Genomic DNA, 22,761 nt, shown 5'->3' on the forward strand with positions numbered 1-22,761 from the left:
ATGCCGGAAGGGTGGTCTAGCCACGGACTGCGATCGGTCTCGGAGCGCTTCGCCCGATTCCGCCGCGGACATATTGCGCCGGTTCCGTACCGTTCCACTGCGCTGAATCTCGTTGATTGCCTAGGACTCTGTGATGGAGTTGAGCAGGGCGCAGGCCCGGGCGATCGTGGCGCGGTCTGCCGGGGCCAGCTCATCGAGGTGGCTCTCCAGCCACGCATTGCGCTGGTTTCGGGTTGCGACCGCAAGCTCGGTGCCCTCGGCGGTGACGCGGAGCAGGATCTTTCGGCCGTCATCGGGGTCGGGGGTGCGGATCGCGTAACCGGCCGAGGTCAGCCTGTTCACGATCTGACTCATGGATGCGGGCGCCACCCGGTCGTGAGTGCTGAGTTGGGTCAGTGTCTGAGGTCCGTACTTGTACAGACGGACAAGCACTTCCAGGGCGGCGTCCCCGAGACCTCCTTCCGGCCGTTCGGTGCGGAAGCGTCGGTACAGCCGCGCCACCGTCGATCGCACCTGAGCGCCGAGAGTCGGCTCATCTGCATCGTCCGGCGGTTGCGCACTCATATTGTTTAGGGTACCTTAAGACTATATCTTTAGGGTACCTAAAAGAACTGGTGCGGAGGTGGGCGGACATGGCCGATGTCCGCCGACCCGCGGTAGAGCGGGGCACTCATGCCGATTGCCGATGATCTGCACATCCCGGTCGGCTGGTCCGCGGCATTGGTCAGTGCGCTTTGCCTGGCCAGCGAAAGCCGTTGTTGCCGAGTCAATCCCATCGCACGGCATTTCGAACACGAAAGGAACATCATGCAATTAGGAATCCACTTCATCGACTTCCTGCCCGGAGCACCCGAGAAGCTCGGGCCGACGTTGGCCGCCGCGGCAAGGACCGCCGACCAGATGGGTGCGGCGATGTTCACCATGGCCGACCACTTCTTCCAGATGGAGGGCATCGGGCAGGCACGAGATCCATTCCTGGAGGGCTACACGTCGCTCGGCTTCCTGGCCGGGCAGACCGAACAGATCGACCTGGGCCTTCTGGTGACCGGCGTGACCTATCGCCACCCCGGAATCCTCGCCAAGACCGTCACCACACTGGACGTCCTGTCGCAGGGAAGGGCGATGCTCGGCCTCGGCGCAGCCTGGTATGAGCGCGAGCATCTGGCCATGGGCGTCCCGTACCCGCCGGTGGCCCAGCGTTTCGAGATGCTCGAAGAAACACTGCAGATCTGTGAACAGATGTGGAGCGACGACGAGGGCCCTTATGAGGGCCGGCACTACCGGCTCGCCGAGACTATCTGCCAACCGCCACCTATCCGGCGCCCCCCGATTCTGATCGGCGGCGACGGCGAGAGGAAAACCCTGAGGCTGGTCGCCGAGCACGGTGACATCTGGAACAGCTTGACGCCGACCCCGGCGGATTTCGCGCAGAAATACGCTGTGCTGCAGAAGCATTGCGAGACCGTCGGCCGGGACCCCGCTGAGATCAGCACCACCGTGAGTATCGGTGCGCAGTTCGACCCATTCGCCGACACCGGGGCATTCCTGCGTGAGTTGGCGAAGTTCGCCGCCGCGGGGGCGGGGCTGGCCAATATGGGCCCGCTGCCGGGCAATCCGGACCCGGTGGGATTCATCGCCCGACTCGGCGAGGAGATTGTCCCCAAGTTGGCGTCGATCGGCTGACAGGGCGTCGAGTTGACAGGTCCCTGGCCTGCCGCTCAGCCCATGACTGGGTATCGCGAGGTTTCGGCTGCACAGCTCCCGGTTAACCAATTGCCAGCCGACTGGCCGGGAAGCCGGTCTGTGGAACTACCGACCAAGACCGATTGGAAGTGTCGATATGCCCAACATCAAAACGCTGTCCGCCGTGGTCGGCGGCGGTGCGATCGTGGCCATGGGGGCGCTGGCCATGGCGGTAACCGAGCCCGGCGGCACCATCGTGTCCGACCCCGGAACGTTCACCTCGCCGGTCACCTCCGAGATGACCACCGGGGAAACCACCAAGTCCACGGCGGTCGAGCCGACGGTGACCGCACCGTCGGCGTCGCCTCCGGTCACCGCGACGACCCCGGCAGCGCCGTAACGCCTCAGCCGCTCCAGGATTCGGTGAACGCAGCAATCGACGTGCTCACCCGGTTGCGCACCGAATCGGCGTCCAGCGGCGACGGGGCATCGGCGAATGTCGCTGCCAGCCCGTCGACCGCCCGCTGGGCCAGCGGGCGCCACGCCTGCGCCCAGCCCTCGATCACGTCACGGTTGGCGGGGTTCTGCGCCAGCGCATAGCGGGCCAGCGCGGCACTCCAGGCCTGATTGCGGGTGGTGTCCACCCGGGACTCCTGCAGCAGTGCCGCCGTCAACCCGTCCCCGTTGGCGCTGGCCAGGTCGACGAACGCCTCCTTGAGCAGGGCGTCCAGCGTCGGCTTGACCACCAGGTTCAGCGCGGTGAACGCCTCACCCCAGTCGTAAGCCAGCAGCAGCCGCTCCAGCACCTCGCGGGCCGGCTGCCAGGCCTCGTCGAGCTCCCAGATGCGCCGGGTGGCTTCGGTGTTGGCCAGCTGGGTGCCGTGGCTCAGAGACAGGGACTTGGCCCGGTAGGCAATCCACTGCAGCGCCCGCAACTCGTCGGCGGCGCCGAAGAACGCCGCGTTGGTGATGTAGGCGCTCGGTCCGAGCTGGCCCACGTATAGCGAGGTGATCTGCAGGACGTGCAGGGCGAAACGGGCCGGCAGGTAAACCCGTTCAAGCACCGCCACCCACGCCGGGTCGAGCTTGGCGTCGTGGTCGAGGGCCTCGTAGTGGTCGACCACACCCTCGGCGTACACCTCCCGGTCGTGCTGCAGGGCGATGTAGCGGCGGTAGTTCAGCGCGGCAGGGTCGCGGAAACCCTCCCAGTCAGGTGCCTGCAGCGGGGAACCCTCGCGGTGTTTGAGGTACCACTGGTTGATCTCGCTGCCCGGGTCGAGATCGAACGGCGCCGGGGTGCGGTTGAAGTGGTAGTGGAAGTTGCCGGTGACGGCCTCGTACTCGGTGGGCTTGCGGCGGGTGTCCCCGACGACGCTCCAGGTCTTGAGCCGGCGGGGTGCGGCGGAAGTCATTGCTAGTCCTCTCGTTCCAGAAACCAGTGCAGTTCGTCGTCGCCGACGTAGCGCATCCGGCCGGCGAACCCGGCGATGGCCGGCTCCAGGGAGGCCAGCGGAAGAGCTTGTCCGGCAGCCTGTTCCAGGCTGGCCCGGGTGACGCGCAGGAACCACGGGGCGTGGATCCGGACGTAGCCGGCGTGGTCGTCGACGGTGATCTCGGCGTCCGGGTTGTCGACGGCGATCGCCTCGGTCAGGGCGTCGACGATGTCGGGGTCGAAGCCGCGCACGATCGGGCCGACGAGCTTGACCTCGGTGCTTGTCATGTGTTGTCTCCATTCAGAAGTACCGCGATCTGGTCGCCGTCGCGGCGCACCGGATAGCTGCGTAGCCGGCAGCCGGGCGGGTTCACGCCGTCGCCGGTGGTTAGGTCGAACTCCCAGCTGTGCGCCGAGCAGGTCAGGACGTCGTCGACGACCTCGCCGTCACCGAGTGGGAAGCCGGCGTGTGGGCAGGTGCCCTCGTAGGCGCGGATCTCGCCGGTGCGTAAGTGCGCCAACAGGATCGGTTGATCGCCGGCGTAGAACTCGCCGACCTCGCCTTCCCACAGGTCGTCGACGGTGGCCACCGGCGTCCAGGCCAGCGTCTCACCCATAGAAGGCCTCGACGTGGTCGAGCGGCGCTACTCCGGCAGCGCCGATCGCCAGTGCGGGGTCCAGCACGGAACCGTTGTGCCGCAACCGGATCGGGGCGTCCCTGCGGGCTACTCGGCGGCCGACGACGTGGTGGGCGATCTGCTGGCTCACCGATTCCACGGAGTCGCCGTCGTCCACCGGGATGAGCAGTTCCAGGATGTCGCCCTCGAACAGGGCGGTCAGGGGCAGAAGTGCCATGTCGATTCCTCCTAGCTCTTCTTGGCCCACGCGTAGTCGTCGGCGTCGCGGCCCTGTTCCTCCGGCGACAGGCCGAAGTACTCCAGCACCGTGCCGAGGTCAGGCGGGCTGATCTCACCGGTGTCTGATGTCGCCGGTCCAACGGCTCCGGCGAGCACCCGGTCGATCAGCGACTGGTGGCCGGCGAAGCGCTCGGGGCGCTGGGTGAAGATCCACCGGCACGGCTCGGAGCAGAACAGATACTTGCGGCCGTCGTGGACGTGGGTCAGCGGCGCGGGGTCGGTATGTGCTCCCCGAATGACGCCGGCAGCCCGCACGATCGGCAGCTGGCACAGGTTGCAGGTGATCGGCAGTGTCTCGGGCAGCGTCGCGGCGATGTCCCCGTTGCGGACGTTCTCGGTGATGACGTCCCAGTGCTTGCCGAAGTCGCGGTTCCAGCCGGGGTACTTCTCCTCGAGCCACAGCCGCTCCTCGGCTGACACCCCGGCGTCGGGGTTCCACCACACCGTCGGGCGGTAGTTCCACACCCCGAGGTGGATCGCGTGGTGATACCACGTCAGCTCGTCGATGAATTCCTGCCAATACCAGGGGTAGTCGAGGCCGAAGTCGCGGAACTGGTCGGCGAACTGCTTGACCACCCAGTCCTCGATGAACTCCTTGAAGCTCATCCGCCGGCTCTCCAGCGGGGTGTAGTAGTCCATCGACAGTCCGGTCAGCAGCGCGAAGATCCGCCAGGACCGCCAGAACATGTGGTCGATCAGGAACTGGCCCCACTCCTTCTCGCCGTTCTCGATGAGCACCTTGATGGTGGGCTCGCCCTGCTGGGCGTGGCGGGCCTCATCGGTCTGGATCGAGGAGATCAGCGCGCCGAACTCCAGGTCGCCGACGTCGATGGCATCGGCGGCCATGCCAAGGAACTGCAGATTGGTGAACCCGGTCTCGAGGGTGAACGTCAGCTGCAGTGCGATCGAGGTGGCGTCGTTGGCGACGAACATGTCGTCGAACAGATAGCGCACCGCGAGCACGATCCAGTCGTTGGTGTGAAATGCCTTGAGCGCCCAGTCACCCCGGGGTTCCTTGTCGAGCAGACCGTAGGGGAAGAACGCCTGGATCTGTCCGTGCCGAACCTCGTCGAGCGTGCCGAAGGTCGCGGTGTTGCGCCAGGCGGCGGCCCGGCCGAACCGGCCCATCCGGGCCTCACCGATGGAGGCGAGGTACTCGGGCATGGTGATCGCCCCGTAGTGCGCGACGATCACCGACTTCCAGCCGGGGTCCAGGGAATCGAAGAGCTTGGAGCGCCCGATGGCGTTCTTCAGTGAGTAGGTGGTGGTGTCTTTGGTGACCTGGTTGTGGACGTACTCGCGGTAGCCGATCTTGTAGGGCTCGTCCCATTTGAGCCAGCCCTCGGCCGATACGCGGTGCGAGCCGGAGAGCGCCTCGGGGAACGCCTCCTCCTCGGTGACGTAGCGGAACGTCCAGTTGGTGTCGCGAGCCAGGTCGTACCAGTCGCTGCGGGAAAGTTTGGGCATGAGACGTAGGCTCCGTCAGATGCCGAGGAATCCTAACTATTGAAATCGCGGTGATTCTCACTGGTGATGCCGAGCCGAATCCGGTTCTACGATCCACCCGGAATGTTGTGTGCAACCCGAATGAGGAGGGACCCGGTGACCGTCACCGACGAATACCTGGCCAACAACGTCGAGTACGCCAAGACCTTCACCGGTCCGCTGCCACTGCCGCCGAGCAAGCATGTCGCGGTGGTCGCGTGCATGGATGCGCGCCTGGACGTCTACCGGATTCTGGGTCTGAACGACGGTGAGGCGCATGTGATCCGCAATGCCGGCGGGGTGGTCACCGATGACGAGATCCGCTCGCTGGCGATCAGCCAGCGGCTGCTGGGCACCAAGGAGATCATCCTCATCCACCACACCGACTGCGGCATGCTGACGTTCACCGACGACGCGTTCAAGCGCGACCTGCAGGACGAGACCGGCATCAAGCCGGAGTGGGCGGCCGAGGCGTTCCCGGACGTGGAAGAGGATGTGCGCCAGTCGTTGCGCCGTATCGAGCTCAGCCCGTTCGTCACCAAGCACGAGTCGCTGCGCGGGTTCGTCTTCGATGTCGCGACCGGCAAGCTCAACGAGGTCGTTCTCTGAGGCACGGCGAGGAACGCCACCGCAGCCTCGACTCCAAGATCGTCGGGGCGCTGGACCGCATCGGCGATGCGCTGCATGTGCTGGCCCGGCGCGCGGCCGAAGCCAACGACCTCTCGAGCACCCAGTTGCGGGTGCTCACCTGGTTGTACGTCGGGCCGCCGCCGGCTGCCCGCAGCACCACGCTGGCCCGCGAGCTCAACGTGTCCGATCCCACGGTCAGTGACGCCATCGGGACGCTGGCCCGTAAGGGTTTGATCACCCGTCAGCGCGATCCGTCCGACCGGCGCAGCCACGAGCTGATCCTGACCGCCGCCGGTCGCAAGGTGGCCGCCTCGGTGCATCGCTGGACCGCACCAGCCGAGATCGCCACCTCGAAGCTGGACCGGGTCGACAGCGAGCAGCTGCTGGACAGCCTGATCACGGTGCTGGGGCAGTTGCACGAGGCGGGCCTGCTGCCGGTGAGCCGGGCGTGCAGTACGTGCGCGCATCTCGGGGTGGGGGAGGGACCGCGCGACTATCGCTGTCTGTTCTACGACACCCCGATGGCTGTTTCGGATCTGCGAGTGGACTGCGCCGACCACGTCGCCGCGGGCTAGGCATCGATTCTGCGCCCAGATCGCGCTCGCAGCTGATTAGGGCGATCTGTGCGCAGACTCGGCGTAGCTGAGTCGCGCAGAACCCTTGACTTCAGACTTTCCGCTCACTAGATTCCCGACTAGCTTTGTAATTCTGGTCAAACCTACCAACTTTACGAGGAAACTAATGGCAAGTCCGGTGGTCGAACGCCCCAAGCCGGGGCAGTACGAGCTGAGCCATCTGAGGTCGCTGGAAGCTGAGGCGATCCACATCATCCGCGAGGTCGCAGCCGAGTTCGAACGGCCGGTGCTGCTGTTCTCCGGCGGCAAGGACTCGATCGTCATGCTGCACCTGGCCAGCAAGGCGTTCGCGCCGGGCCGGCTGCCGTTCCCGGTGATGCACGTCGACACCGGCCACAACTTCGACGAGGTGATCTCCACCCGCGACCAGCTGGTCGAGCACTACGGCGTGCGACTGGTGGTGGCCAGCGTGGAAGAGGACATCGAGGCCGGCCGGGTCGTGGACAACGGCCCGTCACGCAACCCGCTGCAGACCGTCACGCTGCTGCGTGCCATCCGCGAGAACAAGTTCGACGCCGCCTTCGGCGGGGCGCGGCGCGACGAGGAGAAGGCCCGCGCCAAGGAGCGGGTGTTCAGCTTCCGCGACGAGTGGGGTCAGTGGGACCCGAAGGCGCAGCGGCCCGAACTGTGGAACCTCTACAACGGCCGGCACCGCAAGGGTGAGCACATCCGGGTGTTCCCGCTGTCGAACTGGACCGAGTACGACATCTGGGCCTACATCGGCGCCGAGGACATCCCGCTGCCGGCGATCTACTACGCGCACACCCGACCGGTGTTCCAGCGCGACGGAATGCTTTTGGCCGTCCACGAATTCATGCAGCCGGCCGCCGGCGAAGAGGTCTTCGAAACCTCGGTGCGGTTCCGCACCGTGGGCGACGTGACGTGCACCGGTTGCGTGGAGTCGACGGCCTCGACCGTCGAGGACGTGATCGCCGAGACCGCGGTGTCGCGGCTGACCGAACGTGGCGCCACCCGCGCCGACGACCGAATTTCCGAAGCCGGTATGGAAGACCGCAAGCGGGAGGGCTACTTCTGATGGCAACGCTACTGAGAATCGCCACTGCCGGATCTGTCGACGACGGCAAGTCCACCCTGATTGGCCGTCTGCTGTACGACTCGAAGGCTGTGATGGAGGACCAGCTCGCGGCCGTCGAGCGGACCTCGCGGGAGCGCGGTAACGACTACACCGATCTCGCCTTGGTGACTGACGGCCTGCGCTCCGAGCGCGAACAGGGCATCACCATCGACGTGGCTTACCGCTACTTCGCCACGCCCAAGCGGAAATTCATCATCGCCGACACCCCGGGCCACATCCAGTACACCCGCAACATGGTGACCGGAACCTCGACCGCCCAGCTGGTGATCGTGCTCGTCGACGCCCGCCACGGCCTGCTCGAGCAGTCCCGCAGGCACGCGTTCCTGGCCTCGCTGCTCGGTGTGCAGCACGTGGTGCTCGCCGTCAACAAGATGGACCTGATCGACTGGGACCGCGAACGATTCGAGTGGATCCGCGACGAGTTCCACGCCTTCGCCGCCCGCTTGGACATCCAGGACGTGACCACCATCCCGATGTCGGCGCTCAACGGCGACAACGTGGTGACCAAGTCGGACAAGGCGCCGTGGTACGACGGCCCGCCACTGCTGAGCCACCTCGAGGACGTCTACGTCGCAGGCGATCGCAACCTGGTCGACGTGCGATTCCCGGTGCAGTACGTGATCCGTCCGCAGACCGTCGAGCACGCCGACCATCGCAGCTATGCCGGCACGGTAGCCGGCGGTGTGCTCCGCCCTGGCGACGAGATCGTGGTGCTGCCCAGCGGAAAAACCAGCACCATCACCGCGATTGACGGTCCGACCGGTCCGGTGGACGAGGCGTTCCCCCCGATGGCGGTCTCGATCAGCCTGGCCGACGACATCGACATCTCCCGCGGTGACCTGCTGGCACGTCCGCAGAACCAGCCGGTCGTCACCAGTGAGTTCGACGCGACGGTGTGCTGGATGGCTGATGACGCCGCACTCGAGCCGGGCCGCGACTACATCATCAAGCAGACCACCCGCACCACCCGGGCGCGGGTGGTTGCGCTGGACTACCGCCTTGATGTCAACACCCTGCACCGCGACAAGAGTGCAACGGCGTTGAAGCTCAACGAACTCGGCCGTGTCACCTTGCGTACCCAGGTGCCGCTGCTGCTCGACGAGTACTCGCGCAACTCGGCCACCGGCTCGTTCATCCTGATCGACCCGGACAACAACGTGACGGTGGCCGCGGGCATGGTCCGCGACACCGCACCCGTCGCGACCCGCACCGCGTCGCCGAACACGGTGCGCCACCAGTCGCTGGTGAGCGCCGGCGACCGGCTTACCAAGGGCCGCACCCTGTGGTTCACCGGCCTGTCCGGCTCGGGCAAGTCATCGGTGGCGGTCCTGGTGGAGCAGAAACTGCTCGAACATGGTTGGCCCGCATACATTCTCGACGGTGACAACCTGCGCCACGGCCTCAACGCCGACCTCGGGTTCTCGATGGCCGACCGCGCCGAGAACCTGCGCCGGCTCGCCCACATCGCCACGCTGATGGCCGATGCCGGCCTGACGGTGCTGGTACCGGTGATCAGCCCGCTCGAGGAACATCGCGAACTGGCCCGCAAGGTGCACGCGGACCAGGGGGTGGAGTTCCTGGAGATCTTCGTCGACACCCCGCTGGAGGACTGCGAGAAGCGCGACCCGAAAGGCTTGTACGCCAAGGCTCGTGCGGGGGAGATCACTCACTTCACCGGTATCGACAGCCCGTATCAGCGGCCGAAGAACCCGGACCTGCGGCTGACCCCGGATTACGGGCCCGAGGAGCTGGCCGATCAGGTGATCGAGGCGCTCGAGGCTCGGCGGTGAGCGATCATCAGCTGGCTGCGCAGCTGGCCACCGAAGCCGGTGAGCTGCTGCTCGCGGTCCGGGCGGAGTTGGCCGAGGCCAGCGGTGCTGAACGAAAAGCCGCGGGGGACAAGCGCTCTCACGACTATCTGATGGAGGCGCTGGCCAAGGCGCGGCCCGCCGACGCGGTGCTGTCCGAGGAAGGCGCCGACGATCCGGTGCGGCTGCGCAGTGAGCGGGTGTGGATCGTCGACCCGCTGGACGGCACCCGGGAGTTCTCCGAACTCGACCGGGACGACTGGGCGGTCCATGTCGCGCTGTGGCAAGCCGGTGAGTTGATCGCCGGTGCGGTGGCGCTTCCCGCGCAGGGCGTCACCCTGTCCACCCCCACGGTCGCGGCCCCGCCCGCCGGACCGCAGTCGCCGCGGGTGGTGGTCTCGCGGACCCGCCCGCCCGCCGTTGCGCTGCAGGTGCGCGACGCTCTCGGCGGCACGCTGGTCGAGATGGGTTCGGCCGGAGCGAAGGTCGCCGCCGTGGTGCAGGGCCGCGCCGATGTCTACGTGCACGCCGGCGGACAGTACGAGTGGGACTCGGCGGCCCCGGTCGCGGTGGCCCGGGCGGCGGGGTTGCACACTTCGCGTATCGACGGCTCACCGCTGCTGTACAACCGGCCGGATCCGCTGTTGCCTGACCTGGTGGTGTGCCGGCCGGAGTTCGCCGAGGCGGTACTGGCCGTCACGAAGTAGCGTGGCGGCATGACTGAACCCACCACCTTGCGCGCGATGTCCGGCCTGCCCGTGGAGCCGGTGAGCCTCGCCGACTCGACGCTGGTTCTCATCGACTGCCAGAACACCTACACAGAAGGTGTGATGGAACTCGAGGGGGTGCAGGCCGCACTCGACGAGACGGCGGCGCTGTTGGCGCGGGCGCGGGCGGCGGGGATCCCGGTCATCCACATCCAGCACGACGACGGACCCGGCTCGCTGTACGACATCACCGGACACAGCGGTGCCATCGTTGACCGGGTCGCCCCGCGTGACGGCGAGCCGGTGGTGGTGAAGAACTACCCCAACTCCTTCGTCGAGACCGACCTCGACGACCGGCTCAAGGCCATCGGCGCCGAGAACGTGGTGATCGCCGGCTTCATGACGCATATGTGCGTGAACTCAACCGCCAGGGGAGCCTTCAACCTCGGCTACGCCCCGACCGTGGTCGCGTCGGCCACCGCGACCCGCGCCCTGCCGGGCCCCACTGGTGCGCCGGTGACGGCCCAGGCGCTGCAGACGGCGAGCTTGGCGGCGCTGGCCGACCTGTTCGCCGTCGTCGTTCCGGACGCCGCCGCCATCCCTGACTGAACGCCCTCAGGCGTGTGTGAATCAGCTGTGAGAAGCGGCCGGATCGGCCGAGAAACCTGAGAAAACCGACCTCCAGTCGGATCGTGCGACGCCGGGACCTTGGTCCTTAATTTTGGGGACACCGGCATTATTGTTAGCTGTGATGCGCATCACGGGCGCGATGGCCTGGTGAAATGTGCTGTTTCGCTTTACAAGGAGTTAACCAACAATTGGGGCTCTGGCGAAACAAAAAGAATTTCCCTAAAAAACGTCAATATTGGCTTCCACTTAGGTTTTTCTCAGGTAGCTTGTCAATTGACAGTGCAGTCACCTACGGGAGGAAATCATGCAAATCTCACTTCGATCACACTTGATCGCGGGTACTGCCGCGGTCGTAGGGGCGAGCGCCATCGCGATGACCCCCGTCGTTGCGCAGCACGATCTCGCGCTGCCGGCCATCCAGTCTCCGGCCGCTTCGGCCGCGGTTCAGCTGGCCGGCTTTGACAGCCCGATCACCGAGCTGCTCTTGAGCGTGGGCCTGACCAACCAGTTCGTCTTCGGGAATACGGGACCCGTAGCGCTGCCCGCGCCGTGGAGCGGCTCGCTGTCGGCCTCCGGTCTGATTCCGCAGATCATCACCGACGCGCTTCCGGTCGTCCGGCAGCTGGGCTTCAACGGATCCGACTACCTCTACCAGTCGGTCAAGGGCCTCGGTACCAGCGCCGTCGCGCTGAGTGAAGGTGTGTGGAACGCGGCAGGTCAGTTGGCCTCGCTCAACATCCAGGGCGCGATCAACACGTTGGTGACCGCGGTTCAGTTCGCGGGCCAGAACGCCCTGGCGGCCGGCAACTACGTGTTGCAGGGTGTCATCACCCGGGCGACCGCGGTGGTCAACAACCTGGTGCCGATCCTGAGCGCACTGCCGCAGGTCATCATCAACCAGGGCCTGGTCGTGGCGGGTAGCGTGGTGAAGATCGTCAACGACGCCGTCGCCGCGCTGAGCGCGCCGAACCCAGTCGAGGGCGTCTGGAACGCGGTGGTCGACGGACTGCTCGGTCCCACGGGTATCCCGGGTGTTCTCAACGCTCTGACCATTGGGCCCGGCGTTTTGGCACCGGCTCCGATCTCGGCATTCGTGCCGAGCGTCCGCACGGTGGTCTCGAGCGTGGTGCAGGCCGTGAAGACAGGTCTCGCCACGCCCAACCCGGCACCGCCGCCGGCGACCGCGGTCAGCTCTGCTGCTCCGTCGGCCTCCTCGCTGCGTGCCGCGGCTGCTGAGACCTCGACACCGGCTGTCGTGAACACCAAGTCCAACGACAGCACCAGTGGTGGCAGCGCCACCGCCGGTGACCACAACGGTGGTTCGTCCGCCGGGTCGAACGAAGGCTCGGGCTCGGGTGGTGGCAAGAGCACCGGTGGCTCGGCGCGCGCTGCCCACAAGGCCGCGGCCGGCTAGTCCTCTGAGTAAATCTCTGGGCTGACAGGTGCCCCTCCTTCTTCGGAAGGAGGGGCACCTCTCTTTCTGGGGTCTGCCTGGGGTACGGGCCCTTGGTCCCGCAAATCCGGTGCCATTTGCGGTAAAGAATTTGACTCCAAGACGTCAATACCGAGCCTCTTCTCAGGCTCGTCTCAGGTAGGTTCAGGCACTGACGGGATCGTCAAAACGAGGGGGAAGATTGTCCATGGACATCTCATTGCGTTCGCAACTGACCGCCGGCGTCACAATGGTCGCAGCCACCGCGATCGCCATCACACCGATCACCCAGCCCAGCCTGCTGTCCTCGGTGGATCACGGCGCAGCGCAGGCCACCTCGGTCGCACTCGCCGCGCTGACCAACCCGTTCAACGCCGTCGCCGAGGTCGTCGAGGACGTCAACACCAACGTCTTCTATAACGGGGCATGGGACGCGCCGTGGAACACATTGCCCTCCCTCGGCGACTACGCCTACGCCGGCTATCAGGGCATCCTGCCCGATTTCGCTTTCTGGCCGCTGCCCCTGGCGCAGACCGTCGTGACAAACCTGTCGGGATACGCATGGGCCGGTATCCGCGGCGTCGGTGACCTCGCCAACAAGAGCCTGCAGGCGGTGTGGAACACCCCGTTCGCGCTGGTGGACGCAGCCCAGCTGTTGATCGCGGGCGATCCGAACGCGGCGCTGGCAGTGATCCAGAGCCAGATCGTCCTGCCGTTGCAGAAGGGCATCAACTCCGCCCTGAACTCGGCCAACTACATCGTCAGCAATCTCATCGAGAACGCCGGCATCGTCGCCAGCGCCATCCCGACGTTGGTGAGCAATCTGGTCGGGGTGACGGTCGGCGGGGCGTCCTACCTCGTCAACCAGGCGATCGCCACGGTGACCACGGCGTTCGGGCAGCTGACCAGCGGTCAGTTCGGGGCTGCCTGGGACACCGCGGTCAACGGATTCCTGGGTCGCAACGGCACTCTGGGCTACCTGGAGAAGCTCACGATCGGACCCGGTGTCGTCACGACCGATCCCAGCAATCCGGTGATCCCGAGCCTGCGGGCCGTCGTCACCCAGGGCACCCGTCAGCTGGCCGACAGCTTCTACAACCCGACCTATAACCCTGCGGCCGGACCGTTCCAGCCGGCGGCAGCGGCCACGCCGACGGCACCGACGGCATCGGCGCTGCGCGCTTCGGCCGCCGCCGAACCGGCTCACACCAACGCGGTCACCGATGTGGCCAAGCCGGGCGACAGCGCGACGCCTCGCGACTCCAGCCCCGCCGGTTCGACCTCGTCGGATACCGGCTCGGCGCAGGGCGGCGCCAAGAGCACCGGCGTCAGCAAGCGTGCCGCCCACCATGCCCCGGTAGGAAAATCGGCCGCGTAGTTCGCCCGGCCGAACGGTGCCCCTCCTTCCCCGGAAGGAGGGGCACCTTGCTGTTAGGCCGCGAAGGAGCACTTTCCACAGTAAAGGGCGGGTGGCGAGTGGCTTTCTCAGTTTCCTCTCAGGTATTGTTAAGGCTTCGTCTCGGAACAAGGTGGTGGATTCAGTGCGGCGGGGTATCGGTGCGATCGTCACCACCGCGGTGGCTCTCGTCGGCGCCGCCGTCGTCGTCGCCAACCCCGTCTCCGTCCCGCAATCCGACGTCCGGGTTCCCGCCGTCGAACTCTCCGCAGGCACCAGCTCCTCGGCAACCACGCTGGATCAGGCCTACATCAACGCGATCGCCCTCGACCCCACCGATACCGGCCCCGCCAGTGCGCTGAAGCGGATGCTCGCCGAACTGGTCACCCACGCGACCCTGCTCGGTGGCCGGGCGGTCGAGGAGGTCTTCGACGCGCGCACCACGATCTCCGCCGGTGCAGTGCCCCCGACACCGACGGCTGCCTGGCTGCCGTACCCGCCCGTCGAGGTGGCGCCGGCCCGCGCGCTCAGCGGACCGGCCCCGGCCGGTCTTCCCGCGGTCCCCGAGTCCGCCGGCGAGATCGATCCGGTACTGCGACAGGCGCTCACCTCGCTGGCCGACGATGTCGGCTACGTCGGCGGGCAGGTCGTCGTCGCCGCAGTCGCCACCAGCGCGTTGGTGTCCGCGGAACCCAAGCTCATCGTCGACACGATCACCGCTCTGGGCTACGGGGATCTGCGGACCGCGGTGATCACCGCCATCACCGCGGTATCGGCACCGGTCGTGGCGCCGCTGATCGTCGCCGACGCAGTCAACACCGTTGTGCGCAACGGGCTCGTCCCAATGTCGACGCCCCAGTCGCAGGACAGTGCCGCCACGTCGGATCCGGTGTCCCGCCCGGCCACCGCCACTGGGTTGCGCCGCCACACGGCCGCCGACATCAAAGCTGCCGCCGCAACGAGCGCGACCAACGGTGCCACCGATCTGAGCGACGGCAACAAGGCGCCGCCGCACACCGGTGTGAAGCCCGCGGCGCTGCGGACCAAGCTCACCGCGGCGGCCCAATCCGCCCGAGCCTCTGCCGATCGTTTCGGGACTGCCGTCGGCAAGGCCCTGAGCCCGCACGCCACGGCCGAATCGGCCACGTCAGCCGCCAACTGAGCACCTGAGCCGATTGTCACCACCGCGGTGGCAGAATTCGCGGCATGCGCATGTCGGCTAAAGCGGAGTACGCCGTTCGCGCTATGACACAGCTGGCCTCGGTCGAGACCGGAGTTCTGGTCAAGACCGAGGACCTGGCCAGGGCCCAGGGGATTCCCGCCCAGTTCCTCGTCGACATTCTGTCTGCCCTGCGCACCGATCGGCTGGTCCGCAGCCACCGCGGCCGCGACGGCGGCTACGAACTGGCCCGCCCGGCCGACGAGATCAGCGTGGCCGACGTCCTGAGATGTATCGACGGCCCACTGGCCAGCGTGCGCGACATCGGTCTCGGCGACCTGCCCTACACCGGGCCGACGAAAGCGCTGACCGACGTGTGGCGCGCATTGCGGGCCAGCATGCGCTCGGTGCTCGAAGAGACCAGTCTGGCCGACGTGGCCGCCGGAACGCTTCCCGAGCACGTCGCCACCATGGCCCGCGACTACCTCAAGCAGGAGAACCGGCGCGGACACAACAGCGGGGTGTCGTAGCTCTGATGGCCACCCAAACCCGTGTCGAGAAGCTGGGCAATATCGGGCCGAACTGGTTCGCGTCGGTGATGGGCACCGGCATCGTGGCGACCGCCGGGGCCACGCTTCCTATCCACGTCCGCGGACTGCAGGTCTTCACCGAGGTGGTGTGGGTGATCGCGGCCGTGCTGCTGGCCGTGCTGCTCGCGGTGGTGGGTGGGCACTGGTTGCGGCATCCGACCACGGCGCGCACCCACGCCCGCAATCCGCAGATGGCCCACTTCTACGGCGCGGCGCCGATGGCGCTGATGACAGTGGGCTCCGGTGCGCTGCTGTCCGGCCACGCCGTGATCGGACAACGGCTGGCCGTCGACCTGGCCTGGGTGTTGTGGACCGCCGGCACCATCGGCGGTCTGTTCACCGCGGTGAGTATCCCGTTCCTGATGTTCACCCAGCACAACGTCGAACCCGACGCCGCGTTCGGCGGCTGGCTGATGCCGATCGTGCCGCCCATGGTCTCGGCGGCCGCCGGTGCGCTGCTGATACCGCACATGGCGCCGGGCACCGGGCGCACCACCATGTTCTACGGCTGCTATGCGCTGTTCGGGCTGTCACTGGTGGCGGCGTTCATCATCATCTCGATGATCTGGAGCAGGCTCGCGCTCTACGGAACCTCGGGCACCACACGGGTCCCCACGTTGTGGATCGTGCTCGGCCCGCTGGGCCAATCCATCACGGCGGCAGGACTTTTGGGCATCAACGCAAGCTTGGCCGTCGGCCCCGAACTGGCCGGCAACTTCAACGCGTTCGCGATCCTGTTCGGGGTGCCGGTGTGGGGATTCGCCGTGCTGTGGATCGCCCTGGCCGCCGCGCTGACGGTGCGCACGCTGATGCGCGGAATGCCGTTCGCGCTGACCTGGTGGAGCCTGACGTTCCCGGTGGGCACCTTCGTCACCGGCACCACCCAGCTCGCCGTGCACACCTCGCTGCCGGCGTTCAAGATCGCCGCGGCGCTGGCGTATGCGGGGCTGCTGTGTACGTGGCTGCTGGTGGCGGTGCGCACCACCCGCGGCAGCGTGCGCGGCAACCTGCTGAGCCCGCCGCCGAACCCCGGCCCGGTGCGGGCCAGCAAGGACCCCGTCGCCTGACCCCCGATCACTTTCGGGCGGTCAGCTCCAGTGCGATGTTGTCGGGGTCACGAAACTCCAGAATGTAGGAAGGGCCGATGTCCTTGACCGGTTCATGGGCAATCCCCAGCTCGTCGAGATGCGCTGCCGCGTGGTCCAAGTCAGCCTTGCTGGACACCCCGAAGGCAATGTGGTCCAGGCCCACGTGGTCGGTGTCGAAGGTGCCGGTCCCGACCGGGCGCAACCCCAGCAGTGCCTCGCCCATGTCGTAGATGATGCCGCCGAACAGAAACCACAGCCGTTCCCGGGTGGCGGCGTCTGCGTCGGGCAGCAGCTCGGCGTACACCGGCCACCCGAAGACGCTGTCGTAGAAGCGTCGCGACCGGTCGATGTCGGTGACCGTGAGGCGCACATGAGCAATAGCGGTGGTGCTGATGGCCATGCCGACATCGTGCCACTAGCCGGGATCGGCGTGGCGGCCGTCGCCGGGCGTGCCAGAATCGCGAACGTGCAGATTGGCATGACGCTGCCGGTGATGGAGCCGGACCTCGACGCAGACATCTTGAAGCGCTGGGCCAAGGCCGTCGACGAGGGGCCGTTCTCCTCGCTGTGCTGGGGCGAGCGCATCGCGTTCGGCAACCCTGACTCACTGACACTGCTGGGTGCACTGTCCGCGTGGACCGACCGGGTGCCGTTGGTCACCACGGTGGTGGTGCCGCAACTACACGACCCGGTGATGCTGGCCAAGCAGCTGGCCACCGGCGACATGCTGTGCGGTGGACGGCTGACCGTGGGCATCGGCGTCGGCGGCCGCGAGGAGGACTACCGCGCGGTGGGGGCGGACCCCAAGACCCAGACCATGCGTGAGATGGCCGAGCGGGTGGCGGTGATGCAGCGGATCTGGTCGGGGGAGAAGATCACCGAGTCGGTGCTGCCGGTCGGCCCGCGGCCCGCACAACACGGCGGCCCGCGGCTGCTCGTCGGCACCATCGGACCCAAGACGATCCGCAGCGCCGTGCCGTGGGCCGACGGACTGGCCGGAATCACCCTCGACCTCGACCTCGACAAGCAGGACCAGCTGTTCGACGTGGCTCGCACCGCGTGGGCGCAGGCCGGCAAGCCCGAACCCCATCTGGCGACCTCGTTCTGGTTCGCGCTCGGTGACGGCGACGCCCCGCGCACCCAGGTGCACAAGCACCTTCGGCACTACATGAACTGGATCCCGGCCGAGTACGTCGACGCGATGGCCCCCACCACCGGCTGGGCCGGCACCGACGAGGAACTCGTCGCGACACTGAAGGGGTTCGCCTCGATCGGCACCACCGAGGTGCACCTGATCCCCACCAGCTCCGACATCGACCAACTGCGTCGGGTGGCCGACCTGGTCTCCGACGTCGGCTGAAACGAGGCACCCGCGATGACCCAGCCCTACGGCAACTATCAGATCGAGATCTACTTCCAGGGCCTCACCGGGGTGCTTCCCAGCCTGCCGATGACATTCGGCGAGCTCGAATCTCGCGCGCAGCAAGCACTTTCGCCGTCAGTGTGGTCCTATGTCGCCGGCGGGGCCGGTGATGAACGGACCCAGAACATCAATGCCACCGCGTTCAACCAGTGGGGCCTGATCCCGCGAATGCTGGTCGGCGCCACCGAACGCGACATGTCGGTGGAACTATGGGGGCGACGCTGGCCCACCCCGCTGTTCATGGCCCCCATCGGGGTGATCGGGCTGTGCACCCAGGACCAGCACGGTGACCTCGCCGCGGCGCGGGCCGCCGCCCGCACCGGTGTTCCGCTGTGCGTCTCCACGCTCACCATGGATCCGCTGGAGGACGTCGCCGCCGAATTCGGCGCCACCCCAGGGCTTTTCCAGCTGTACACCCCGACCGACCGGGAGCTCGCCGAAAGCTTCGTGCACCGCGCCGAGGCCGCCGGCTACGCCGGCATCGTGGTCACCCTGGACACCTGGATTCCCGGCTGGCGCCCACGCGACCTGGCGACCGCCAACTTCCCGCAACTGCGCGGCAAGTGCCTGGCCAACTACATCAGCGACCCGCACTTTCGCGCCAAGGTCGACGCCGACCTCGACGCCGACCCGCGCAACGCCGTGATGCACTGGGTCAGCGTGTTCGGAAACTCGTTGACCTGGAACGACTTACCGTGGTTGCGGTCGCTGACGAAGCTGCCGCTGATCCTCAAGGGCATCTGCCATCCCGATGACGCCCGGCGCGCCATCGACGCCGGGGTCGACGGCATCTACTGCTCCAACCACGGCGGCCGCCAGGCCAACGGCGGGGTGCCGGCCATCGACTGCCTGCCCGACGTGGTGGCCGCTGCCGGTGAGGTCCCCGTGCTGTTCGACTCCGGCGTGCGGTCGGGTGCCGATGTCATCAAGGCGCTGGCGCTGGGTGCCAAAGCCGTCGGGATCGGCCGGCCCTACGCCTACGGCGCGGCGCTGGCGGGCACCGACGGGATCGTGCATGTGCTGCGGTCCATGCTGGCCGAGGCCGACCTGATCATGGCCATCGACGGCTACCCGACGCTGGCCGACCTGACGCACGAAGCGCTGCGCGCCGTGCGACAGTAGGGGCATGGCGCAACCCTCGACACAGGTCACCCGTCTGGCGGAGAAGCAGAACACCTCCCGTGCCCGCCTCGACGAGTTGCTCGACAGTACCCCGCTGGCCACCATCGCCCTGATCCGCGAGGGCCACCCGGTGATACTTCCTATCGGATGTGCCCGCATCGGCGACGAACTGGTGATCCACGGATCAACCGGCTCGCCCTGGTTGCGGCAGCTCGCCGACGGCGCCCAAGCCGCGGTGTCGGTGACCGCACTGGACGGAGTTCTGGTGGCGCGCAGTGGTTTCGAATCGTCCTTCCAGTTCCGCAGCGCGGTGCTGTTCGGGACGTTCGAGGTGGTTCCCGAGGCGGACAAGGTGACCTACCTGGAGACGCTCACCGATACCTTCATCCCCGGCCGGGTGGCCGAGTTGCGGCCCAGCAACCGCAAGGAGCTCGCCGCGACCCTGGTGTTGCGGATGGCGATCGGCCAGGACAACTGGTCACTGAAAATCGGCGACGGCTGGCCCGAGGATCCCGACGAGGACGTCGCCGCCGGGGCGTGGGCCGGAATCGTCCCGCTGACAACGGTTTACGGTGAACCACGGCGGGCTCCGGACTGTGCCGTCGACACCCCGATCCCGCCCTCGGTCAAGGCGATGGTGGGGGAGCTGTCGAACCGGCCTGGGCGGCAGATCCCCTAGACGCCGCGGTCGGCCGCAGCACCGCACTGAACGCCAGGGCGATCACGCCGATGCCGACGCAGGTCCACAACGCCGCCTGGTACGTCGAGTCCGTGCCCGAGCCAACCATGGGCCCGGCCCAGGCGAATCCCAGGGAGAAGCCAATTCCGTAGGCGGCGTTGGCAATACCGGGAAGCGCACCGGGTTCCTCCTCGGAGGCCTGCAGCACCCCCAGTGAACTCAGCGGCGTCAGTGTCACCGCGAAGCAGGTGAACCCGAAGATCACCATCAGCGCCGCCACCGCGTACTTGTGGCCGGCGAACACCGCCATCAGCGCGACCAGCACGGTCGAGGCTGCCACCCCGGCCCGCAGTACCGTGACGAACCCGACGCGCACCGCCAGCCGGCCGATCAGCGGTGCGGTGAGCACTTGCACGATCGCACCCGGGGTGAGGAACAGCAGCGCCGTCGTCGTCGCATTGAGGCCGAATCCGGAGTCGGGATCCTCGGCCAAGCTGGGTATGACGAATCCGTTGATCACCATGAACGAGCCCATCACCAGCACGGTGACCACGAGCAACGGCCACGCTTCGCGCGTGCGCATGTAGGCGATCTCGACCACGGGGTCGTCGGTGCGGCGCGTGGAGATCAGCAGTCCGACGAACGCGACGGCGGTGATCGCCAGCCATGCCAGGGCTGGGGTGGAGTTCCAGCCGTCGTGTCCGCCGTTGGGACAGGAACAGTGTGACGCCGCCGACTGTCATCGCGATCAGTGCCCCGCCGATCCAGTCCATCCGGCCTGACCTGCGGTCCTCGGACTGGTCGGTGGGTACGGCTCGCCACACCAGGGCGAGCGCAATGACGCCGACGACCAGGATCAGACCGAAGATGGACCGGTAGCCCCACACGTCGGTCATCACTCCGCCGAGGAATGCGTCACCGCCGGCGACGCCGCCGTTGATCGACGCCATCACCCCGCAGCACAGGCCGAACGTCGTTCCGCTGACTCGCGCCCGCAGAATCAGGAATGCCAACCCGTAGGTGATGTTCGCCGTGCCCTGCAGGAATCGCCCGACGATCACGATGGGCAGCGACGTGCTCAGGCACAGCACGGTGCCGATGCACACCACGACGAGAATGCCGATCAGCACCCGCTTTCGGCCGATGTAGTCGCTCCAGCGGATTAATACCACGTTGGCGATCGCCCCGGCCAGATAGAACGGTGTCGAGATGGCCGCGAACGCGCCGGGGCCCAGCGTCTCGTTGATGTCGCGGACCGCTGGGGCCAGCATGGTGGCGTTCAGCGAGAACGACATGACCGCGAAAACCAGTGCCGCGACGAGGAATGCGATCTGGCGAGGGGTCAGCGTATCGATCTCAGAGGTAGCCGGTGCGGGTTGGTGGCTCACGGCTTGCTCTCCTCAGGCCAGGGGCACCCTCAGCCCGGCGGCTGGGGAGATCGTATGCGATCAGCGGCGATTCCACGGTCTGAGCAGTGTCCGCCACATCTTGCGAAAGCCCTCGGGGAACACCACGTCCTCACCGCGCTCGGCTTCCAGGCGCGCTCTTTCGCGCTCCTCGAAGCTCTTGCGGCGGGCGTCGTCGTCGTCGGTGGCCATCGTTTGTCACGCTAGCCGATGACGTGGTCGGTGGGTCGGGGAATCACCAGGTGACGAGAAGCGGCACCAAGCCGTGCGACAGCGAGTGGAAACCGGTGCCCATGACCGAGAGGTCACCAGCCAGTGCAAGGCGGGGAAACCTCGGAATCAATTGGGAGAAAACAATTTTCAGCTCCATTCGGGCCAGAGCCGCGCCGATGCAGTAGTGCGCGCCGTAGCCGAAGCCGACGTGGGCGGCCCCGGTCCGGAACAGATCGGCCCGGTAGGGGTCCGGGAAGGCGGCGGGGTCGTGGTTGGCCGAGCCGGGGTCGAGCAGGACCAGATCGCCGGCCCGGATGGTCACCGCGCCGACTTCGATGTCGTCGCGCGCGTAGCGGGGCACCCCGATCCCGCCGGGCATCCCGGCTCGCAACAGCTCCTCGACGGCCTTGGGGATCAGCCCCGGGGAGTCCAGCAGCAGCTGCCACTGGTCGCGATCGCTGAGCAGCAGCAGCGACTGCAGCCAGATCTGCATCACCGTGGTTTCGTGCCCGGCGAACAACAGCTGCATCCCCAGCGTGGCGACCTCGAGGTCGGACAGGTCCGGCTCGTCGCACAACCGGGAGATGACGTCGTCGCCCGGGTCGTTGCGCTTGGCCGCCACCAGCTCCATGCCGTAACCCAACAGTGAGACAAGGCCGTTCTCCGACACCGCGTCGTCGGGGGAGAAGGCGGCTTCTTCAACCCAGAGTCGGAAGCGGTCCCGGTCGGAATAGGGCACGCCGAGCAGATCGCAGATGACCAGCACGGGGAACGGCTGGGCCAGGCTGGTGAGCAGGTCGGCGGGCGGACCGTGACGTTCCATGTCGTCGAGCAGGGCGGCGCACTGCCGCTCGAGCTTGGGTTGCAGTTCCCGCATGTGCTTGGGGGAGAAGTGCGGCTGCAGCAGCTGCCGCATGCGGGCGTGGTCGGCGGGTTCGGTGTCGAAGTCGCCGATCGGTCCGCCGAAGAGCGCCGATGTCCGGCTGCGCGGCGCATTGGCGGGGTCGCGATGGGTGCGGCCAAGGCGGTCGTCGTCCATCAACCGGCGCACTTCGGCGTACCCGGTGACGAGCCAGGCCTCGTCGCCGACCACGGTCAGTACCTTGTGGATCGGACCGCGGGCCTGCAGAGCCTTCAGTTCCTCGGACGACCGCAGCGGATGGTCCTGGCGGAATGGCAGCTGTACGGATGCGGTCATGTGTGTCCTTCGGTGACGACGTCAGGGACCTG

26 protein-coding genes and 1 pseudogene are annotated in these 22,761 nt (G+C 67.1%); 16 read left to right on the top strand and 11 right to left on the bottom strand.

Annotation, left to right across the window (positions count from 1 at the left end):
* Window positions 1-120 precede the first annotated feature (120 nt).
* On the bottom strand, window positions 121-564 hold the full coding sequence (locus tag HBE64_RS06175; RefSeq protein ID WP_167099152.1) for a MarR family winged helix-turn-helix transcriptional regulator: 444 nt from the start codon (window positions 562-564) through the stop codon (window positions 121-123).
* A gap of 243 nt (window positions 565-807) precedes the next feature.
* Here HBE64_RS06175 and HBE64_RS06180 point away from each other — a divergent pair, with 243 nt between their 5' ends.
* Window positions 808-1,683 carry an LLM class F420-dependent oxidoreductase gene (locus HBE64_RS06180; RefSeq protein ID WP_167099155.1) on the top strand — a complete coding sequence of 292 codons (876 nt, stop codon included), beginning with the start codon at window positions 808-810 and terminating at the stop codon, window positions 1,681-1,683.
* 157 nt (window positions 1,684-1,840) lie between these two features.
* Window positions 1,841-2,083 (top strand): hypothetical protein, encoded by a 243-nt coding sequence (locus tag HBE64_RS06185; RefSeq protein ID WP_167099158.1) that lies wholly within the window; start codon window positions 1,841-1,843, stop codon window positions 2,081-2,083.
* Between the two features lie 4 nt (window positions 2,084-2,087).
* Here HBE64_RS06185 and HBE64_RS06190 read toward each other — a convergent pair whose 3' ends face one another.
* Genes HBE64_RS06190 through HBE64_RS06210 form a run of 5 tightly spaced genes read right to left on the bottom strand, consistent with a single transcriptional unit; the run spans window position 2,088 to window position 5,499 of the window.
* Window positions 2,088-3,095 (bottom strand): aromatic/alkene monooxygenase hydroxylase subunit beta, encoded by a 1,008-nt coding sequence (locus HBE64_RS06190; protein WP_167099161.1) that lies wholly within the window; start codon window positions 3,093-3,095, stop codon window positions 2,088-2,090.
* Window positions 3,096-3,097: 2 nt separating this feature from the next.
* Entirely contained in the window at window positions 3,098-3,403 is a 306-nt protein-coding gene (locus HBE64_RS06195) for an MmoB/DmpM family protein (RefSeq protein WP_167099164.1), read from the bottom strand.
* On the bottom strand, window positions 3,400-3,732 hold the full coding sequence (locus tag HBE64_RS06200) for a Rieske 2Fe-2S domain-containing protein (protein WP_167099167.1): 333 nt from the start codon (window positions 3,730-3,732) through the stop codon (window positions 3,400-3,402). The genes HBE64_RS06195 and HBE64_RS06200 overlap by 4 nt, the downstream gene beginning before the upstream one ends.
* Complete coding sequence (locus tag HBE64_RS06205; protein WP_167099170.1) at window positions 3,725-3,970, bottom strand: toluene-4-monooxygenase system B family protein; 246 nt, start codon at window positions 3,968-3,970, stop codon at window positions 3,725-3,727. The genes HBE64_RS06200 and HBE64_RS06205 overlap by 8 nt, the downstream gene beginning before the upstream one ends.
* 11 nt (window positions 3,971-3,981) lie before the next feature.
* The gene (locus HBE64_RS06210; RefSeq protein WP_167099173.1) at window positions 3,982-5,499 is read right to left on the bottom strand and encodes a YHS domain-containing protein; all 1,518 of its coding nucleotides are present in this window, start codon (window positions 5,497-5,499) and stop codon (window positions 3,982-3,984) included.
* A 135-nt stretch (window positions 5,500-5,634) separates the two neighbouring features.
* Between HBE64_RS06210 and HBE64_RS06215 the strand changes: the two genes are divergently transcribed.
* The 11 genes from HBE64_RS06215 (at window position 5,635) to HBE64_RS06265 (ending at window position 16,667) form a co-directional block, all read left to right on the top strand.
* A complete protein-coding gene (locus HBE64_RS06215; RefSeq protein WP_167099176.1) occupies window positions 5,635-6,126 on the top strand; it encodes a carbonic anhydrase in 492 nt (163 codons plus the stop codon).
* Between the two features lie 77 nt (window positions 6,127-6,203).
* Window positions 6,204-6,722: a MarR family winged helix-turn-helix transcriptional regulator gene (locus tag HBE64_RS06220; RefSeq protein WP_167099179.1), complete on the top strand. Its 519-nt coding sequence runs from the start codon at window positions 6,204-6,206 to the stop codon at window positions 6,720-6,722.
* A gap of 166 nt (window positions 6,723-6,888) precedes the next feature.
* Window positions 6,889-7,818: a sulfate adenylyltransferase subunit CysD gene (cysD, locus tag HBE64_RS06225; protein ID WP_167099182.1), complete on the top strand. Its 930-nt coding sequence runs from the start codon at window positions 6,889-6,891 to the stop codon at window positions 7,816-7,818.
* Complete coding sequence (gene cysC, locus HBE64_RS06230) at window positions 7,818-9,668, top strand: adenylyl-sulfate kinase (protein ID WP_167099185.1); 1,851 nt, start codon at window positions 7,818-7,820, stop codon at window positions 9,666-9,668. The genes cysD and cysC overlap by 1 nt, the downstream gene beginning before the upstream one ends.
* Window positions 9,665-10,393, top strand: a complete 729-nt coding sequence (locus tag HBE64_RS06235) for a 3'(2'),5'-bisphosphate nucleotidase CysQ (protein WP_167099188.1) — start codon at window positions 9,665-9,667, stop codon at window positions 10,391-10,393. The genes cysC and HBE64_RS06235 overlap by 4 nt, the downstream gene beginning before the upstream one ends.
* Window positions 10,394-10,402: 9 nt before the next feature.
* Window positions 10,403-11,002 carry a cysteine hydrolase family protein gene (locus HBE64_RS06240; RefSeq protein ID WP_167099191.1) on the top strand — a complete coding sequence of 200 codons (600 nt, stop codon included), beginning with the start codon at window positions 10,403-10,405 and terminating at the stop codon, window positions 11,000-11,002.
* Window positions 11,003-11,396: 394 nt separating this feature from the next.
* A complete protein-coding gene (locus tag HBE64_RS06245) occupies window positions 11,397-12,437 on the top strand; it encodes a hypothetical protein (RefSeq protein WP_167099194.1) in 1,041 nt (346 codons plus the stop codon).
* A 226-nt stretch (window positions 12,438-12,663) separates the two neighbouring features.
* Window positions 12,664-13,833 (top strand): hypothetical protein, encoded by a 1,170-nt coding sequence (locus HBE64_RS06250; RefSeq protein WP_167099196.1) that lies wholly within the window; start codon window positions 12,664-12,666, stop codon window positions 13,831-13,833.
* Between the two features lie 163 nt (window positions 13,834-13,996).
* A complete protein-coding gene (locus HBE64_RS06255; RefSeq protein WP_167099199.1) occupies window positions 13,997-15,013 on the top strand; it encodes a hypothetical protein in 1,017 nt (338 codons plus the stop codon).
* Between the two features lie 44 nt (window positions 15,014-15,057).
* Entirely contained in the window at window positions 15,058-15,540 is a 483-nt protein-coding gene (locus HBE64_RS06260) for an RrF2 family transcriptional regulator (protein ID WP_167099202.1), read from the top strand.
* A gap of 5 nt (window positions 15,541-15,545) precedes the next feature.
* Window positions 15,546-16,667 (top strand): TDT family transporter, encoded by a 1,122-nt coding sequence (locus HBE64_RS06265; protein WP_167099205.1) that lies wholly within the window; start codon window positions 15,546-15,548, stop codon window positions 16,665-16,667.
* Between the two features lie 7 nt (window positions 16,668-16,674).
* On the opposite strand, the gene HBE64_RS06270 is transcribed toward HBE64_RS06265, so the two are convergent.
* Window positions 16,675-17,088 carry a VOC family protein gene (locus HBE64_RS06270; RefSeq protein ID WP_167099207.1) on the bottom strand — a complete coding sequence of 138 codons (414 nt, stop codon included), beginning with the start codon at window positions 17,086-17,088 and terminating at the stop codon, window positions 16,675-16,677.
* 78 nt (window positions 17,089-17,166) lie between these two features.
* Here HBE64_RS06270 and HBE64_RS06275 point away from each other — a divergent pair, with 78 nt between their 5' ends.
* From HBE64_RS06275 to HBE64_RS06285, 3 genes are read left to right on the top strand one after another with little or no spacing between them, the layout of a single operon-like run.
* On the top strand, window positions 17,167-18,048 hold the full coding sequence (locus HBE64_RS06275) for an LLM class flavin-dependent oxidoreductase (protein WP_167108792.1): 882 nt from the start codon (window positions 17,167-17,169) through the stop codon (window positions 18,046-18,048).
* A 15-nt stretch (window positions 18,049-18,063) separates the two neighbouring features.
* Window positions 18,064-19,233, top strand: a complete 1,170-nt coding sequence (locus tag HBE64_RS06280; RefSeq protein WP_167099210.1) for an alpha-hydroxy-acid oxidizing protein — start codon at window positions 18,064-18,066, stop codon at window positions 19,231-19,233.
* A 4-nt stretch (window positions 19,234-19,237) separates the two neighbouring features.
* Window positions 19,238-19,912, top strand: coding sequence for a pyridoxamine 5'-phosphate oxidase family protein (locus HBE64_RS06285; protein WP_167099213.1), 675 nt, complete (start codon window positions 19,238-19,240; stop codon window positions 19,910-19,912).
* On the opposite strand, the gene HBE64_RS24615 is transcribed toward HBE64_RS06285, so the two are convergent.
* The 4 genes and pseudogenes from HBE64_RS24615 to HBE64_RS06300 all read right to left on the bottom strand — a co-directional run bounded on the left by HBE64_RS24615 (window position 19,860) and on the right by HBE64_RS06300 (window position 22,729).
* On the bottom strand, window positions 19,860-20,513 hold the full coding sequence (locus HBE64_RS24615) for an MFS transporter (RefSeq protein WP_243841515.1): 654 nt from the start codon (window positions 20,511-20,513) through the stop codon (window positions 19,860-19,862). The two genes, HBE64_RS06285 and HBE64_RS24615, sit on opposite strands and share 53 nt — an antisense overlap.
* A 235-nt stretch (window positions 20,514-20,748) precedes the next feature.
* Window positions 20,749-21,207: pseudogene (locus HBE64_RS24620) on the bottom strand (MFS transporter); the annotation flags it as partial.
* A gap of 153 nt (window positions 21,208-21,360) precedes the next feature.
* Entirely contained in the window at window positions 21,361-21,510 is a 150-nt protein-coding gene (locus tag HBE64_RS06295) for a hypothetical protein (RefSeq protein WP_167099216.1), read from the bottom strand.
* Between the two features lie 43 nt (window positions 21,511-21,553).
* Window positions 21,554-22,729: a cytochrome P450 gene (locus tag HBE64_RS06300; protein ID WP_167099219.1), complete on the bottom strand. Its 1,176-nt coding sequence runs from the start codon at window positions 22,727-22,729 to the stop codon at window positions 21,554-21,556.
* Between the last annotated feature and the right edge of the window lie 32 nt (window positions 22,730-22,761).

It is taken from the genome of Mycobacterium sp. DL592 (assembly GCF_011694515.1).
Lineage (GTDB): Bacteria > Actinomycetota > Actinomycetes > Mycobacteriales > Mycobacteriaceae > Mycobacterium.